The sequence below is a fragment of the Proteiniborus sp. DW1 genome (assembly GCF_900095305.1).
Taxonomy (GTDB): domain Bacteria; phylum Bacillota; class Clostridia; order Tissierellales; family Proteiniboraceae; genus Proteiniborus.
Map to the genome: position 1 here is coordinate 102,297 of NZ_FMDO01000028.1, position 17,402 is coordinate 119,698.

General features: G+C 30.9%; 16 protein-coding genes. 11 read left to right on the top strand and 5 right to left on the bottom strand.

Going from position 1 to position 17,402, the window contains the following annotated elements:
* The first annotated feature begins 19 nt into the window (after nt 1-19).
* The 8 genes from DW1_RS06380 to DW1_RS15515 all read left to right on the top strand — a co-directional run bounded on the left by DW1_RS06380 (nt 20) and on the right by DW1_RS15515 (nt 6,599).
* Nucleotides 20-1,216, top strand: a complete 1,197-nt coding sequence (locus DW1_RS06380) for a C39 family peptidase (RefSeq protein WP_074349777.1) — start codon at nt 20-22, stop codon at nt 1,214-1,216.
* A gap of 356 nt (nt 1,217-1,572) precedes the next feature.
* A complete protein-coding gene (locus DW1_RS06385) occupies nt 1,573-1,830 on the top strand; it encodes a GNAT family protein (RefSeq protein WP_074349778.1) in 258 nt (85 codons plus the stop codon).
* 67 nt (nt 1,831-1,897) lie between these two features.
* Complete coding sequence (locus DW1_RS06390) at nt 1,898-2,476, top strand: SF0329 family protein (RefSeq protein ID WP_074349779.1); 579 nt, start codon at nt 1,898-1,900, stop codon at nt 2,474-2,476.
* Between the two features lie 723 nt (nt 2,477-3,199).
* A complete protein-coding gene (locus DW1_RS06395; RefSeq protein ID WP_074349780.1) occupies nt 3,200-3,550 on the top strand; it encodes a hypothetical protein in 351 nt (116 codons plus the stop codon).
* Complete coding sequence (locus DW1_RS06400; protein WP_074349781.1) at nt 3,547-4,410, top strand: diguanylate cyclase domain-containing protein; 864 nt, start codon at nt 3,547-3,549, stop codon at nt 4,408-4,410. Before DW1_RS06395 ends, DW1_RS06400 begins: the two co-directional genes overlap by 4 nt.
* Before the next feature lie 167 nt (nt 4,411-4,577).
* Nucleotides 4,578-5,588 carry a 5-methylcytosine-specific restriction endonuclease system specificity protein McrC gene (gene mcrC, locus DW1_RS06405; protein WP_074349782.1) on the top strand — a complete coding sequence of 337 codons (1,011 nt, stop codon included), beginning with the start codon at nt 4,578-4,580 and terminating at the stop codon, nt 5,586-5,588.
* A 106-nt stretch (nt 5,589-5,694) separates the two neighbouring features.
* Nucleotides 5,695-6,396 (top strand): hypothetical protein, encoded by a 702-nt coding sequence (locus DW1_RS06410; protein WP_074349783.1) that lies wholly within the window; start codon nt 5,695-5,697, stop codon nt 6,394-6,396.
* A 47-nt stretch (nt 6,397-6,443) separates the two neighbouring features.
* Nucleotides 6,444-6,599 (top strand): hypothetical protein, encoded by a 156-nt coding sequence (locus DW1_RS15515; protein ID WP_159433564.1) that lies wholly within the window; start codon nt 6,444-6,446, stop codon nt 6,597-6,599.
* Between the two features lie 79 nt (nt 6,600-6,678).
* Here the strand turns inward: DW1_RS15515 and DW1_RS06415 are convergent, their stop codons facing one another.
* The 5 genes from DW1_RS06415 to DW1_RS06435 form a co-directional block, all read right to left on the bottom strand.
* Nucleotides 6,679-9,324 carry an ABC transporter permease gene (locus tag DW1_RS06415; protein ID WP_074349784.1) on the bottom strand — a complete coding sequence of 882 codons (2,646 nt, stop codon included), beginning with the start codon at nt 9,322-9,324 and terminating at the stop codon, nt 6,679-6,681.
* Complete coding sequence (locus DW1_RS06420) at nt 9,321-10,004, bottom strand: ABC transporter ATP-binding protein (protein ID WP_074349785.1); 684 nt, start codon at nt 10,002-10,004, stop codon at nt 9,321-9,323. Before DW1_RS06420 ends, DW1_RS06415 begins: the two co-directional genes overlap by 4 nt.
* A gap of 61 nt (nt 10,005-10,065) precedes the next feature.
* Nucleotides 10,066-10,740 carry an N-acetylmuramoyl-L-alanine amidase family protein gene (locus tag DW1_RS06425; RefSeq protein ID WP_074349786.1) on the bottom strand — a complete coding sequence of 225 codons (675 nt, stop codon included), beginning with the start codon at nt 10,738-10,740 and terminating at the stop codon, nt 10,066-10,068.
* 128 nt (nt 10,741-10,868) lie between these two features.
* On the bottom strand, nt 10,869-12,062 hold the full coding sequence (locus tag DW1_RS06430; protein ID WP_074349787.1) for a sensor histidine kinase: 1,194 nt from the start codon (nt 12,060-12,062) through the stop codon (nt 10,869-10,871).
* Nucleotides 12,055-12,741, bottom strand: a complete 687-nt coding sequence (locus DW1_RS06435) for a response regulator transcription factor (protein WP_074349788.1) — start codon at nt 12,739-12,741, stop codon at nt 12,055-12,057. Before DW1_RS06435 ends, DW1_RS06430 begins: the two co-directional genes overlap by 8 nt.
* 302 nt (nt 12,742-13,043) lie before the next feature.
* On the opposite strand from DW1_RS06435, the gene DW1_RS06440 reads away from it, so the two are divergent.
* From DW1_RS06440 to DW1_RS06450, 3 genes are all read left to right on the top strand, one after another.
* Nucleotides 13,044-15,122 (top strand): methyl-accepting chemotaxis protein, encoded by a 2,079-nt coding sequence (locus DW1_RS06440; protein ID WP_074349789.1) that lies wholly within the window; start codon nt 13,044-13,046, stop codon nt 15,120-15,122.
* A gap of 196 nt (nt 15,123-15,318) precedes the next feature.
* A complete protein-coding gene (locus tag DW1_RS06445; protein WP_074349790.1) occupies nt 15,319-16,506 on the top strand; it encodes a M20 metallopeptidase family protein in 1,188 nt (395 codons plus the stop codon).
* A gap of 13 nt (nt 16,507-16,519) precedes the next feature.
* Entirely contained in the window at nt 16,520-17,062 is a 543-nt protein-coding gene (locus DW1_RS06450; RefSeq protein ID WP_074349791.1) for a GNAT family N-acetyltransferase, read from the top strand.
* Nucleotides 17,063-17,402: the final 340 nt, after the last annotated feature.

The window sequence follows — 17,402 nt, forward strand, 5'->3', positions numbered from 1 at the left end:
TGTTGAGGAGGCAAAAACAATGTTGACAAGTAAAAGTAATAGAAATCTAAAATTAAGGTTAATATCACTCTTGTTAATTTTAATAGCGTTATTTTCAATATTCAGTTATAATGCTTACGCTAAAAGTAGAGCAAATGTTGATATGGAAGATAATTATAGCTTTGCAAAAAGTCTCTTAAATAAAGATGGCGTTAGTGGCAATATTAGTGAAGGTTTACTGCCACAAAGGAGGATAGATCTATTAGATGTTAATTCAGAAGTTGTAGCTGAATATATAGAGTTTCAAAATGAATCGGGAGAATATGCAGGATATATAATTACAGATGTTTATAGTGGTCATATCTACGATTACAGCAATGAAGGGAATTTGTTTGAGGGACTTTTAATCAAATCCGGATTGACATATGATGATGTTTTGGCAGGAAAGGTTTATTTTGTAAATCCTTTTGAAATTTATGTTGAACTAGCTGATGGAAGAATTATTGACTTAATGCCACAAAGTGGTATTTATTCTTCAGAAATTACCAGAAGTCAATTAGAGCAAACTTTTTCTTTACGACAAGTTGAATATAAGTCTCCTATTGAACCTGAACTAAAGAGTTTAGAAATCCCAAATACAACTATTGAACCTGAGCTAAAGAGTGTAGAAGTTCCAAATACAACACTTATGCGCAGCACCTCTTTTACACCATGTGTTACATCAGATTTTGATAATTTAAAAATTACTGATGCAAATGGAAGAAGAGTGTATCCGCATGATCATTGTGCGCCAACAGCTGCAACCACAATAATGAAATACTTTAAACATCTAGGAGAATCGAATCTTTCGAGTTCATACAGCAATAATGATGTTTTTGCAAAATTTTATATTGCTATGGACACTAATGGAGGTGCAAGTGGTACAAGAGATGAAGGTACTGCGCGTTCTAAAATTGCACCTTCATACACAAAAGTTGGAAAAGATCTAGGAGCGAAACCTAAGAAATCTTCCAAACTTTCGGGGACATCATCCAATACGATGATTAGTGCGTTAAATGGAGGAAAACTTTTGCATGTTTCTGTGGATAAGTTGGGCTCATCTAGAGGAGGACACTCAATTGCTGTTGTATCTTACTCTAATGGTTATTTTAAGATAGCAGATGGGTGGAATGCTTATTTTAGGAATGTTTCTTATTCTGATATGTCTGTTAAACAGGTTGTAGGAATCAACTATTAATTTAGACATGTGGTTATTATAAAGAAGCGACCAAGACTAAAAGTCTAAGTCGCTTTTTTAATCTCAAGAAAGGAGAAAAAGATGGCAGAAACGAAGAAAAAAGTAAAACTATCTATCGAAGAAAGTAAGAACCTATTTGACGCTTACAATTAGTAAAAAGAGACTTATAAACTAAAGGTAATGGATACATTTGGCATACTACAGGGACAGGAAACTTAGACTTAATAGGCTTAAGTTCCTTGCATCAGATAGCATTATGCAAAACAACAGACATTCTCGGGACAAATCAAAATATCCTTCAGCATATAATGCATACAAAATACCTGATGGATATGATAAAATATAAGAGTTAACTAATGGAGGAAATAGTCAAGAGCCAGACCCATCAGATGACTACAATGATAATGATAAAAGAATTGGATATATCTAAAATAGATAGTATAATGAAAATTTGGCTTGAAGCAAATATTACTACACATGGTTTTATTTCTAAAGATTATTGGAAATCAAACTATGATTTTGTAAAGAAGATTTTGCCAGAATCTACTGTTTATGTATATGAGGAAGATGATGAAACTAAGGAAACTGAATATTCAATGGTGTGGGAACAATGATAAAGTTAAACTATATTGATAAGGCATATTCTTTAGGTTCATCTTAAATAATGGAGGTAAACTAAATATGAGATGGAGTAAGTTGAAGAAACAATTAGAGGATTTTACTTGCCCATGCTTAAAGGGAAAGGTAGAATTTTGGATTACCAATTATAGAAAGGCTCATGACCAGATGGGAAGGGCATATATAACGGTAAACGGAAAAGAAGTTGTAAATATGTGCACTATAAAGAAGGAAATTGAAGTATATAAAGTAGAAAAAGAATTAAAGAAAAGTAAAAATATTTGTTTTTATCAAGATGATTTTATGAGAGATAGAATATATGAGTTACTAAGAAAGGAAGGCTTTTCTGAAGATATATTACCTCAAATAGCTAAAAATAGAAATATCAATGATATAGCTCATAAAAAAGTAAAGGAACAAGATATTTTTGCACAATATGATTTTCTTGAGGCTGTAGAAAGATTTTTAAACTCTCCTATTGAAGAATCATTGAAATCTGATAATTTTATTGTTAAAACATTGGCATTAATTGATAGAAGAGTCGGGAAGAGAACCTTAAATACCCTTAAAGAATCTATAAAAGACGAAGGTGAACTTGTAAGATACTTTTATAGATTAAGATGCGAAGCAGAGCAAATATAACAATGTGTTAAGAGATAATAATGTGGTGTTAGTACAGTTTTGTAGATACTATAATTCGAACAAGTTAGGGAACCTTTAATGAGGAGAATAAGTCAGTATCTTTAAAGATTTTAGGAGTTTGGCAGGGAATTTATTTAGAAAATAAAAGAGGTTTGTTCTGCCAAATAAAATTTTACAACAAAAAATAGAGTGTTGCATTCATCAGGAACATCTATGGGTAATTCTATAAATGTTCCTTTTTTAGACTCTTTATCAATAATTAAGGGGGCTTAACCTCAAAAGATACTGCTTTAATATTCTTGTTAAATCCTTTAAAAGAATAAGAAATTATATAGAACAGATTAATTATATAGTTAAAAGATGATGAAGAATATTTCTAATATGAAGAATGTTTTTATAACAAATTTTGCTAAAATGAGATTATATTACAAATATTTTAAATATTAAGAAATATTAAGGGTTTCTAATGAAATATATAGTGCTTAAGGAACAAGAGCATCTGATTAATTTAGCTGATGGGACTGTCTTTATAAAATTTTAAAAATGAAGGGATAATAGACAATAAAAAGTCAAAGTTTGACAAACATAGAGAATAGACGACAATATTAATAACAGTACTAATAAACAATACTTGTAAAATACTCTAAGTTCATTAAAAGTAGTATATATATGGAAAAGTCAGACAAAATATGATAATATATTTTTATGGAAGGTGGAAGGGTCATGGATAGTAGAATAGAAGGAACTAAAAAGGCTGAAATAAATATGCGCTTTTCTGAATTTGAGATGCCTCCAATGCAGGATGTATTATTAGTAGGGAAAAGAGCACCCATAGGTCCTGAGGCTGCAAGAAGAATGGTAGATATACTCTCACCAGAGCAATATGAAATAATTAGGGTTGAACATGAATATATTGAGGCTATTGTTGTGAGAAGGTCTTTATTAAATATGCTATCAGAGGATAAACTTGTTTCTATAATTATGGAAGAAGGAGGGCGAATTGCTAACGAATCGATGATTATAAAAGCTCAAGTGAACATAACTCTAAATGTTAGCAAAACAATTGACTTATGATAAAGAAGGTTTATGATATTATAGAAAAAAATTTCATGAAGGTTGATGTATTAAATGGGATTAGAAGAATTCAAGGAATTTTTCATGAAAAAGATATTGAATGCTTTATTGCCTATGAGGATGAGAGATTGGTCGGCATAGTGACAAAAAAGGAACTGGTTGGGGCACACTCAAATAGAATAGTTGCTGATGTTATGTCAGATAAATATATATGTGTTGATCACTGTATGTACATATGGGAAATTAAAGAGATATTTGATTTGAATAAAGAGATTGATACTATTCTTGTTAAAAGCCAAGATAAGGTTATTGGGTATGTCACAAGAACAAATTTAAATATAGAATTAGGTAAGCATATTGATTGCCTCACAGGACTGTATAAAAGGGAATACATATTTTATAATATTTTGAAGCTTGTAAAAAGCGGTAAGTACGCAACAATAATGTTTATAGATTTGAATAATTTTGGTTGCATAGATAAAGAATATGGTCATATCGTTGGAGATGAAATACTAAAAAGTGTGGCTAATATCTTAGAAAATAATCTTGAGGCAAACTCTTACCTATGTAGGTATGCAGGAGATGAGTTCGCAATAGTGACTCCGTATTGTATAGAAGATAGCAAACGAATTGCTGAGAAGATAATAAAATCTATAGAATCATACTCATATCTAAATAACATATCAGTCTCAGCATCATTGGGAATTACAGGATATAGGATGCAAAATAATAAAATTAGAGATGTTTCGGAGTTAGTAAATAAATTGGTGAATATTGCGAGTTTAGCATCCACAAAAGCAAAAAAAAATATTAACAATTCTATTATAGTTGAAAATATGAACATAGATGAAATTGCCTAAATAAAAAAGTTAAGTAGTAGACTAACACCTTAACCGTACTTAACTTTTTTATTCATTAGAACATTTTACCACGTTCTTCAAGTTTTAAGTAGATTTCTGTATTAGAAACTGATTTATGCCAGACCACTATTGCAATTCCTTTATGTCCATACCTACATACTAACATCATGTTATGCTATGCCTGGGACAGACTAAAGGAAAAAGACATTATTTCAGTAGACAATATTGAGGGAAATGACTTACTCCATCTCTTTTCAAGAGTTATGATAAGTGGACTGAATTATCTTGTAAAAAGAGGACTTGACAGAAGATACCTATGTGTTAATGATGATATCAGTTTTATAAGAGGAAAAATAGATTTCAATAATTCTATAAAGACATTGCAATGGTTTAAGGGGAGAATGTCCTGTGAATATGATGATTTAAGTCATAATGTTTTGCAAAATCAAATAATAAAGACTACTATAGAGCAATTAGTTAAGTATAAAGGATTAAATGATGAACTAAAAGATGGTTTATTAAACGTATATAAATACTTTAGAGACATTGACACTATAAAACTTAATAAGAGGGTTTTTAAAGAGGTTCAAATAAATAGGAACAATCAATATTACGATTTTTTGATAAAAATATGCGAAACTATTTATGATAATTTATTAATAGATGAAAATACAGGTCAATCAAAATTCAAAGAATTTGAAAGAGACCCTAAGCAGATGCCTTACTTATTTGAAAACTTTGTTCGTAATTTTTATAAAAGAGAGCTAAAGGGCTGTAAGGTCTATAGAGAAAATATAAACTGGGATACTGATGATGACAATATTTTTAGCGAATATTTGCCCCAGATGCAGACGGATATTTCTATAGAAACAGATAAGAAAAAAATAATTATCGATACAAAATTTTATAAGGATGCATTTACTTATTATATGAATTCCAAAAAGTTAATTTCAAGTAATTTATATCAACTTTTTGCTTATCTAAAAAATGTTGAGGCAAAAGGTGGATTAAATACTAAGGCTGAAGGAATACTAGTTTATCCTATGGTCAATCAGCAGATAGACTATGACTATTTAATTCAAGGGCATAAGGTTATGATTAGAACAGTAGATTTAAACCAAGAATGGAGACTAATACATAAAAGACTTATAGATATAGTTGTTGATGAAAGAAGCTAAATGTAGAAAATAATAGAAAGGATCTAGATTAGGGTAATTTGTATTATAACAATTAGGAACTAACTAAATAAGAATAGACAATTTTTAGACAGAAGGAGCAAAGAACATGATTAAAAGGTCAATAAAAACATTTGTGTTGATATTTGTGTTAAGTGTAAGTTCACTTACTACAGGATGTAATAATGAAAATAAAGGTAAGGTAGCAGGGCTAACGAAGCAAATAGAAGAATTGAAAAGAGAAAATAGCAGGATAAAAGAAGAGCTAGAGAATTTGAAAAATGAGAGAGAAGCGACTTTAGGCATAGAAGTAGAGAAGGTCATAGGTAAAGATGGGGAAAGTACAGATGAGGTTGGGACAAACATGAGCATTAAAGAAGTAAGGCTAGATGAAACTATATTGATTGAAGATTTTGCTGAACTAACTATTAAAAAAGTTGAATTTACTAAAAGAGTAAATCCCCCAAATCCTGATTCATATTATTCATATTATCAAGTAAAAGAAGAGGGGCTAACATTTTTGCATGTAATTACTGAGGTTAAGAACTTACAGGCACAGTCCGTTGGAGCAGATAAGTTTTTGGATATTGAAGCTAAATATAATAGCAAGTATATTTATAATGGATTTTCTACTATTGAAGAATCAGGTGGAGGAGACTTTAATTATACTAGTATTACAGGAATTGATCCATTAAAGAAAGGAAAGATACATTTCCTCATAGAAGTCCCTATAGAAGTAGAAACCGAGGCTAACCCATTAGAATTAAAAGTAAATATTAATGGAAAAAGTTATTCATACAAAGTTAGGTAAAAGTGTTGATTTTTTAAGTTGCTAAATAATATTAGAAGTTTAATAAGATGAAGATATGGTTATTTCCAAAATTCTCAGAGGGACAGAAAAATGACTATTATATAAATCTCTTTAAGTCATGGGCAGGTCGTCAAATGAGCAGAGGCAAAGCAAAAAAATATGCTGAAGACTATGATTATGAAAAGTATAAGCAATATAGTTAGAAAAATAAGTTTGTATAATTAAAGCTAAACCCACCTAATTAGGTGGGCTTAGTAACTTTACTTAGTTATAGGGAATTACCTATATTCCTTCATCTTTTAGCACATTAACTATTTCATCTTTATCAACTTTCTTGATTCCAAAATAGTATGCTAGATAGATACTCATAAAAATTATTGCAATATAGATAGCTATGACTCTAAAATCTAAAAACATAAGTATATCTTTAACACTGAATACAGTACTTAATTTTGCAAAACCAATTATAATAATTAGAGATAGAGGTATTGAGAATAGGAATGGATAAATACAATAATAGATTCCTTCCAAGTTCAACATTTTCTTTAAGGTATTTTTGTTAATTCCAATAGATTTTAACATAGCAAATTCTCGTCTTCTATTTCTCAAATTATTATTTATGCTGGAATATGCATTAGATACGCCTATAATACCTAAGAAAAAGACAATAGAAAAAGTAATTAAGTACAAGGTTCTATTTTGTATTTCCTCTTGTGCTATATCATCTAATATGTTCCATATATAATAATCCTCTTCTGGTAAATAATATTTGCTAATATCGTTAACTTTTTTCTTTACTTCTTCAATGTTTTCCTCATCCACTAATAATCTTATACGTTCTGAATGAGCATAGTCTCCTGGCAAGTCAAAATCCTCCATCAAAGAGTTTAACATTTCTTTAGGTACAAACAGATAAATATTATAGTTCATCAAATAAAGATCTTTTATTGGTTTTTTACTGGATTTCAGTCCTATATCAATATTGAAGCTGTACCCTTCTCCATTAGCCAGTTCATTTAAAGATAGACTATTCACTTTATTGTTTAAAAATGGAATAAAATTAGCTCTAGCTAGAGGTTGGTTAGGATTTTCTTTAACTAAATTTAAAAGTACAGCTTTAGGCTTATCTTTTCTATAATAATCAGATGGTTCATCGCCTTGAGATTTAACAAAATTATCAAAGCTATTACTATCAAGACCTATTAACACAGTGTTGATCTCATATCCATCATCTAGTTTTTTATAATACTCGTTTGTACTGTCATTAAATCCACCAACATTATTAAACTCATCTGATACGTATTCTGGCTTGACTTTAGAATATATATATGTAGACTTGTAAACTATACTTTCCTTAACTTCAGGTATTGCTGTGATTTCTTTAATCATGTTTTCATTAGCTAATTCAGCAGTATACAAACCGACATTCATTGTATAATAATCCTCAATAGTATTCAAAGCACGACTTGCCTTGTTGACACTTACACCTGTCATGAAAGTAACCATTATGATAAAACTGATACATATAGATACTATTGTAGTTCTAAAGCTTTTTTTGTTTCCATTCAATGAGTCTCTAGCTAAACTAGATACTATATTTTTAGGGTTATAATTTTCTTTTTTCTTATTAAAGTGTTTATAATCTAGCCCGCCTTGCCTAATTGCTTCAATAGGCATTATTTTGCTGAGTCTTCTTGCAGGCTTGTAGATTGAAAACAATATAGCTATAAAAGCTAAGACTATAATTATTCCAATGATTATTGGTGAAGTCTTAAAGACCATTTTAAAAATATCCCCATCTATGTCTACATTGGAACTCTTTACTACGCTAGTTATTTTATCAGTCAAAAGGTAGCAGAATAAATGTCCCAGGATGACACCGGATATTATGGGTGCTATGGAGAGAAAAACAGCTTCTAGTCTAACAGTTTTTCTAACCTGCTTTGGTGTAGCCCCTACACTCTTTAGTATACCCAACTGTTTTAATCTATTGTTAGACCAGACAGTAAACACATTGTAGATTATAATTACAAATAGAAGCATAGCGAGCAATATAAATAAGATAAACCCAATGATATCTAAAGGTATTTTTTCTACTAATTCAGCAGAAGGTGGTAAAATACCATGCAATTTTAAATAAGCAGTGTTATATGTTGTTTTATATAAGTATTCGCTATGCACATCTTCTCCTGAATCAAAACCTAGAGTTTCGCCTATTGTAGGTAAATCCTTATATATTGTTCTAGGGTTTTTCATACGCAAAAATGGAGTCAGTCTAATACTGTCATCTATCAAGTCAATATCTAGAAAACCGAAGAAAGTATAAGATGGCTCGTAAGACTTGATTTTGCCAGATACTATTCCTACAATAGTATACTCTTTTTCTTTCTCTCTAGTAAAAGATTCTCCATCTTGCAATAAATCAAAAGGACCTAATTGTCTACCATTTTTATGTCTGTGCCCAAGTTCTACTTTTATTTTATCTCCTATCTTATATTCAGGATTTTCTCTCATAAAGTTTGCCATTACCACTATTTCATCTGTTTTTTCAGGGAGTCTTCCATCCATTAAGGTGTTTTTTGTTGGCATATTAGCTAAGTAGTTATTATCCATGTATGAAATACTTATATATGGCCTTTCTAGATTGATTTTTCCGCTAATAAACTCTGTCATGAAATAGATCTGATCTACTTTTTGATTTTCTCTTAAATATGGAATTTGAGATTTATTTATATAGGCTTTAAAGTAGCCATGATAGTTTCCGTTTCTTAGTACTGCGCTTTTAAGCTGATGATCCCAAAGCATATATGACATTAGTACTACAGTACTTAATAATATAGTTCCTACAGTTATTGCAATCAGTATAGATAGGGTATTTTTCTTATTTCTTTTTAAGTGATTTAAGGTATACTCTGTGAGAATGTTCATTGGTGAATCACCTCATCAGAGACTATTCTGCCATCTTCCATAGTTATTATTCTATCTGTTTCTAGAGCCATTTTTTCATCATGGGTTATTAGCAGTATAGTTTGCTTATATTTTTGGTTTGATACTTTTAATAGTTCTACAATATCCATGGAGTTTTTTCTGTCTAAGTTTCCAGTAGGCTCGTCAGCTAGTATAATTGCTGGACGGTAGATTAAGGCCCTACCAATAGCTACCCTTTGTTGTTGTCCTCCAGAAAGCTGTCCTGGGTAATGCATTAGTCTATTACCTAAACCTAACATATTAACTATTTCATTAAAGTGGTCCATATCAGGAGTTCTTCCATCTAACAATAAGGGAAGTAAAATATTTTTCTTTACATCAATTGTTGGAATCAGGTTGTAGAACTGATATATCAGACCTACTTTTCTTCTTCTAAATAGAGCTAATTCATTTTCTTTTAAGGTTGATATCTCTCTATCTTCTATAAAGACCTTTCCTGATGTTGGTCTATCAACTCCACCTAGAATATGTAACAAAGTTGATTTACCAGAGCCGCTGGCTCCGACTATAGAGACGAATTGGCCTTTATCAACAGAAAATGTCACATCATTAAGAGCTATAACCTTAGATTCACCTTCTCCATAAGATTTTATAAGACTTTCAGTTCTTAATATCTCCATTTTCATTCCTCCTTATGGTTATAAGTTTATAGCATAAATGTGACATTTAAGTGACATTTTATTAATTTTCACTATCCAAATAAATATCTATAGCCTTTGCTATAGCATTTACAATTATATCTTGATATTTTTCATCTACTAGTAATTCTGCTTCTTTCCTATTGGTTATAAACCCACATTCCACTAATATAGCAGGCACTCTAGCTTGATTTAAAACTACTAAGTCCTTCCTCTCTACTATTCCCTTATTAGTGGCACCAGTACTTGTCAGCAGGTGGTCTAGTACTAATTGAGCAAGTGCTTTGTTATCCCAATCATTAGTTTCATTTGCTTTATTAGGGCAATATAGAACCTGTATACCATTCGTAACATTATCATTGTCGAGAGCATTACAGTGAATACTAATAAATACCCTAGCTTTTTTTCTGTTGGCTATGTTAGCACGTGAGCTATTTTGAACATATTCATCGCTATCCCTAGTAAGAATGACTTTATAATTCATTGATTTTAGTTTCTGATATAGCTTTTTTGCTATCTCTAGATTTATATCTTTTTCGTAGATGTTGGTAATACTGGTTGCTCCAGGATCCCTTCCTCCATGTCCTGCATCTACTACAATGATATTATTAGGTTTTAAAATATTCCCTATTAGTGATATGAGAACATAAAAAGCAAATAAAGCACTTAAAATTATAATTATTGATAGAACTCTAGACCTCAATTTTTTTAATTTCATTTTGCTATCCCCTTTAGTTAGTTAATGAGTTTACTTTTATGAAGCTTTACATTTTACTAGAAGTTTGATTGTAGCTAATACTAACTTTTAGTTATATAATACAGATGAAAGACTATATTCAAGTGACATTAAAGTATTTTGTAAAATTTAACTCTGAATCTTGCTCCGCCTTCTTTTATGTTTTCGGCAATGATTTCACCATTATGCTGTTCAATAATAGTCCTTGCCATAGAGAGACCTATTCCTATACTATCTTTGCTGGCATTTTTTCCTTTAAAGAATCTTTTGAATATGTAAGGCAGTTCATTAGCCAAAAATCCACTTCCGTTATCTTCAATTCTTACCTCTGTAAAAATTGGATTCGATTGAATAAATATATTTATTTGTCCATTCACTTTTAAATGTTCAACAGAGTTTTTTATGATATTTAGAAATGCCTCACTTAGCCAATAGGCATCTCCTTTAATTTGTACACCTTTACCTTCTATATTTAAGGCAATATTCTTTTTACCTATTAAGGATATAATAGGTTCAACAGCTAAGTATATAGTATTTTTAATGTCTATGTTTTCTTTTTTAAGTTCTATTGCACCTGCATCTAGCTTTGACATAGTGAGCAAGGAATTAGTCAAGGCTTCAAGCCTTAATATTTGCTTCTTTAACCTTTGTATATATTCCATACTTTCTTCTTTAGAATCGCTATTCTCCATTAATTCAGACATTATATTAATAGAAGTAATTGGAGTTTTCAGCTGATGGGATATATCTGCTATATTATCTTTTAATGCTATCTTATCTTGTACAGCTTTTTCCTTTAGTTCTCTTAGGGCTATAATAGTTTTATATAATTCATCTGATAGAATGGAAAAGTCATCGTCTATTTGGAAGTTAAGAGAGTAATCCCCTTTGTTAATTCTTTCTAGATAATCTTTTAATTTTTCTATGTTTTTTATTTTATTTTTACGAGATGTATACATACTGATATAAAGCAATAAAGTAATAATAATCGAAAATAACAACCCTATATATACGACCTTATACTTACTTTTTACAAAAATAAAACTACTGTCGTTATATCCATATTTCTTTAGACTTTCTTTTCCGACGGAAGTATATTGACTATTTTCAGACTTAAGTTGAGCCATAGTCTTTATTTCTATATCTTTTGAATTTTCAGTTATGACCCCGATTACAGTAGCTAATTTTTCAAACAAGATTTTTTCGTAAATATTATATATTCCAATAGAAATGAAAAAGGACAATAGAAAAACAAACCCTAAAAGTATTATTTTGTACAATATATTTTTTGTAAAACTACTCATGTTCGTTCTCCATTCTATATCCAATTCCTCTGATAGTTTTTATCATTGTGGGCTTATTAGGAGAGTCTTCAATTTTTTCTCTCAGCCTTTTTATAGTAACAGTGAGGGTGTTGTCGTTTACAAAATCTCCTTCAATATCCCATAACTTGTCCAATAAAGTTTTTCTTGTTAATGTTTGATTCTGATTTTCCATGAATATTTCAAGTAGCTTATATTCTCTACCTGTTATATCAATCTCATCTTTGTCTTTAAAAACCTTAGTTTGAGATTTTACTAGTTTTAGGTTCTGACAAAATAGTATATCATCAAAGGCTGTGTCTCTTTTTACTCTTCTTAGTACTGTATTAATTCTTGATTCCAGTACAGAAAGTTTAAAGGGTTTAGTGATATAATCATCTGCTCCTAAATCTAATCCCTTAACTATTTCTTTTTCTTCATCTCTTACAGTCAAAAAGATTATGGGAGTTTTAGCTTTAAGTTTCACAAAAGATAGAAAATCATATCCAGTTCCATCTGGTAAATTTACATCTAATATAATCAAATCATAGACTAAACTAAACATATTCTTTCCTTTAACCAAGCTATCAACTATGTCTACTTTAAAATCCTTTTTTTCCAAATATGTTTTTATGCCAAAAGAAATATTATCATCATCCTCAACTAAAAGAATTCTTTTCATGGGCATACCTCCATAATAGTTCTTTTAATATATATTGTATAATAAAAGTAGATATAAAGTAATAATATGTTTTTTCTTGGATTAAAGAATAAAAATAAGCTGGGAAGAACCCTTATTAATATATATTGCTAGTTTAAACCTTTGAAATGGGGGAATGTATTCGTATATAATTAATACATAGTTATATTAATCAATAGATATTACTGCATAATAAATGTGTTCTATTAAGGATTATGGATAAATAAACACTAGATAATGTCTATAATTATCGTATGAAAATAAATATTAAGGAAGGTGAAGCAATGAAAAAGATTAGCACAAGAATCATCTTAACAGTTTTGCTTTGTTCCATCGTAATGTCTCTAATGGTTGGAGCTTCTAGTATTATCAGAAGCATGAATGTGATTGAAGAAGAGGCTAGAAACAACCTAATAGCTACAACACAAACATATGCAAAGGAAATCAATGAAGACTTAGCAGTATATGAAGAAATAGTATTAAATATGCAAAAAATAGTTGAAGGTACTATAAACGCCTCAAGACTATATGAAGAAGGGTACTTATCAGAATATACTAATAGTATACTAAGTCCTATAGTACAAGCTATGGCACAGGATACTAGAAAAAATGCAGGACTATACATAGTATTCGATCCAAAGTTTACTGGGAAATCAGAAGGAATTTGGGCTGCTTTAGACGAAAATGGGAAGATAATGCATTCTACTCCTACTAACATTGCAGGAATGAGTCAAGATGACCCTGCTGCTTCATTTTATTATGATGCTATAAAAGCAGGCAAGGGATTATGGAGTGATTTTTATGTCAACAATGCTAATCAAAATGTAATGACTTATTCGACTCCTATAGTCATTAATGGCATGACTCTTGGGACTATGGGAGCAGATATGTATGTAGAAGAAATAGAAAAACAGGTACAAGATATAAAGCTATATAAGACAGGATATGCATATTTGGTAAATAAGGATTATGATTACCTAGTTCATCCTACCTTTGATAGAAGTGTTAATCTAAAAACATATAACAATGGTCAGTTTAGTTCCCTAGTAGAGAAGATTGAAGCTAATGGTTCTGGCTTAGAAGATGTTTATTTTAATGAAGTAAATAGAATCATGGCTTATGCAAAGTTATATGATGGCAAAGTTTTAATGCTTTCTATACCAAAAGCTGAAGTATTTAGAGAGTTGAATATTACAATAAATATAATAATAGGAGTTATATTAGTATCTGCTCTACTATCAGTAATTATAGCTCTAATACAAGGTAAAAGGATATCCGGACCTATAGTTCTTGCTACTGAAATATTAAATACCACTTCTAATCTAAACCTTACAAATATAGAGGAAACTAAAAAAATTAAGGCTATGCTTAGTAGAAAAGACGAAGTTGGTTCGATATTTAGAGCTACAGCAAAACTAAGAGAAGAAATGCGAAGAGTTATAAAAGATATAGATGAAACTACGGATAATATTGTTGTAAATACTAATAGTCTTACTGTAGCAACTCAGGAAACTGCTCTATCCATAAATGAAGTGGCTAGAACTGTAGAAGAGTTAGCTAGGGCGGCTATGGAACAGGCAGAAGAGGCTGAAAATGGTTCAATGAAGCTAGAAAAGCTGGCAGATGAGATAAAACTAGCTGTGAAAAATGGCGAACTAGCTGTAAACAGTTCAATGCAGATTCAAATAATAAGTGAAGAAGGCTCAAAAGCCATGAATGATATGGTAGAGAAGTTTAATATAACGAATAAATCAACTGATATAGTTTCAAAAAATGTCAATTCTTTATTAGAGAAATCAAACTCAATTGGAACTATTTTAAGTACTATACTGGATATTTCTGAGCAAACAAACTTATTAGCATTAAATGCAGCTATAGAGGCTGCTAGGGCAGGAGAGGCAGGTCGAGGTTTTTCCGTAGTAGCTGAAGAAATAAGGAAGCTATCTGAGCAAACAGGACATGCTACTAGGAAGATAGAGGAGATTTTAAATTCAATACAGTCAGAGGTTGAAGCCACTAAGGAAAACATGGATATTTCAGAAAAGTCAATAAATGATGCTAATAAGACCTTAGACCAAACTATTAAAGCCTTTGAGGAAATAATTACTTCCATATTGACTTCTATGGAAGCCATGGAGAAACTAAGTAAAGGCTTAAATATGGTAGATAATGAGAAGGATGAAGCCATATCGGCTATTCATAGCATATCTTCAATTACTGAAGAAACAGCTGCTTCTACAGAAGAATTATCTGCTTCTATGGAGCAACAGGCAGCGACTATAGAGACCATATCTAGTAATACTGAAAATTTGGCACAAACAATTGAAAAACTGAACCAACTAATGGATAGGTTTACATTATAATGCAATTTAGGGCCAACTCACAAAGACTAGTATCTTATATGTATTAGTCTTTGTGATTTTAGTGACTGATACTTTTATCTGAGAAAAAACAATAAAAGAGAAATGACAAAGAAAATTATATTTAACAATATGTTCCAAAGGGTTATAATTATTCTTAAGTAAATATAAAAAAACAAATTAATCAGTGGAGGGACAAATGCTTAATATAACGGATGAAGTAAAAAGAATTGAAAGCGAAATAATCAGCTGGAGGAGAAAGCTCCACCAAATACCAGAATTAGGAGTTAATTTACCTCAGACAGTTAAGTTCATTACTGGGGAATTAGATAAAATGGGTATAGAATACCATACCTTAGTAAACGGAAATGCTGTAGTAGGTCTAATAAAAGGCAGAGAAGAAGGCAAAACTATGGCTCTAAGGGCTGACATGGATGCACTCCCAATCAAAGAAGAAACTGGACTGGAGTTTCAGTCAACAAACGGATGCATGCATGCTTGCGGACATGATGGTCATACAGCTACTTTACTTGGAGTTGCAAAAATTTTAAGAGAAAACAGAGATAAATTTAAAGGAAATGTAAAACTTTTATTTCAGCCGGGGGAAGAGTATCCAGGTGGGGCAAAGCCTATGATAGAAGAAGGTGCATTGGATGCCCCAAAAGTAGATGCTATAATGGGGCTGCATATGGGTAGTTTGGCTAAGGAGGCACCTGTAGGAACCATTTCAGTATGTTATGGAACAATGATGGCGGCAGTAGATAAAGTTTTTATAAAAGTAATAGGCAGAGGGGCACATGGAGCATATCCACATCAATCAATCGATCCAATTGTAACTGCATCTGAAATAGTGCTAGCGCTTCAAACTATAGTTAGTAGAGAAATCATGCCAGTAGAGCCAGCAGTAGTATCCATTACAAGAATTCAGGGAGGATTTAATCAAAATATTATTCCAGATTCAGTGGAGCTAGAGGGCACTGTTAGAGCATTTAATGAAGACACTAGACGTAAAATAGCTAGAAGAATGGAAGAGATAATTAAAGGAATCACTATGGCACATGGAGCAACCTATGAACTGGACTATGAGTATTGCTATCCAGCAGTAGTCAACTCAGAGGAATTTACTAAGGGTTTTGTAGAGTCAGCCAAGAAGATAGTAAGGGAAGAGGATATAATAGAGATGAAAACACCTGTCATGGGAGCAGAGGATATGTCATATTTTTTACAAAAGGTTCCGGGTACATTTTTTTATTTAAATAACCCAAAGCAAATTGAAGGGGAATATTATCCTCATCATAGTCCTAAATTTGATATAGATGAGAAAGAGATTTGGAAAGGTGTAGCAGTTATGACACAAGCTACTATAGATTGGTTAAACGAAAACTAATGGGGGTAGAGGCATGGAAATATATCTACTAGACAAGAAAGAGTATAATAAATACAAGTTGGATTTCAAATATACAACCAAATACTACTATGATGTAGAGGTAGACTCAAATGAAGTTTTCTCAATAAAGCTTGTAAAGAAGCCTTTCGAAAAAGAAGTTCAGAAAGGCTTTACAGGAATACTATATGAAGACTGGTTAGAAAATCCTTCAGCTTATGTACTTACTGAGGAGGAGCAGATACTAGGATACCTAGAAGTAGATAGAGAATCCTGGAATAATAGATTGAGAATTACAGAGATTCTAGTGTTAGAAGACTTTAGGGCTAGTGGTTATGGAACTGTACTGATAAATAAAGCAAAGGAAATAGCAAAAGAAGAAGGCTTTAGAGAAATAATACTTGAGACACATAGCTGTAACACTAAAGCAATAGATTTTTATATAAAAAATGGCTTTAGAGTAAATGGCATTGACTTAAGCTGTTACACAAATGATGATGTAGCTAGAAAAGAAGTAAGGATAGAGATGGTTTATAGATTGTATAATAGCGTAGTTTAGGGAGTTTTATATATAAACCTTACATGTCAAGCTTTTATGAAGAACTATAATTTATTTAAATAAGTAGCAAATGTATTATTGAAATAATCAATTAGATAAACTTGAATAACTGCTATATAATAGTAGTGATATTGTATTATACATGAGTTCTTGTTTGAAACAGAATTTATCCAGTAAGAAGAGATACAAGTAGCTAATTTAAGCATTTCATTGAAAAAGGTCAGGCTGTTTCAAGACGACTAACTATAGGTATCTTGTGGTGGGTTGTTTTTTTTTTGCTATTTTCTAGATATATAATCAAACTTTATTCTTTTGATACTCTATAATTCACCTTGATTTA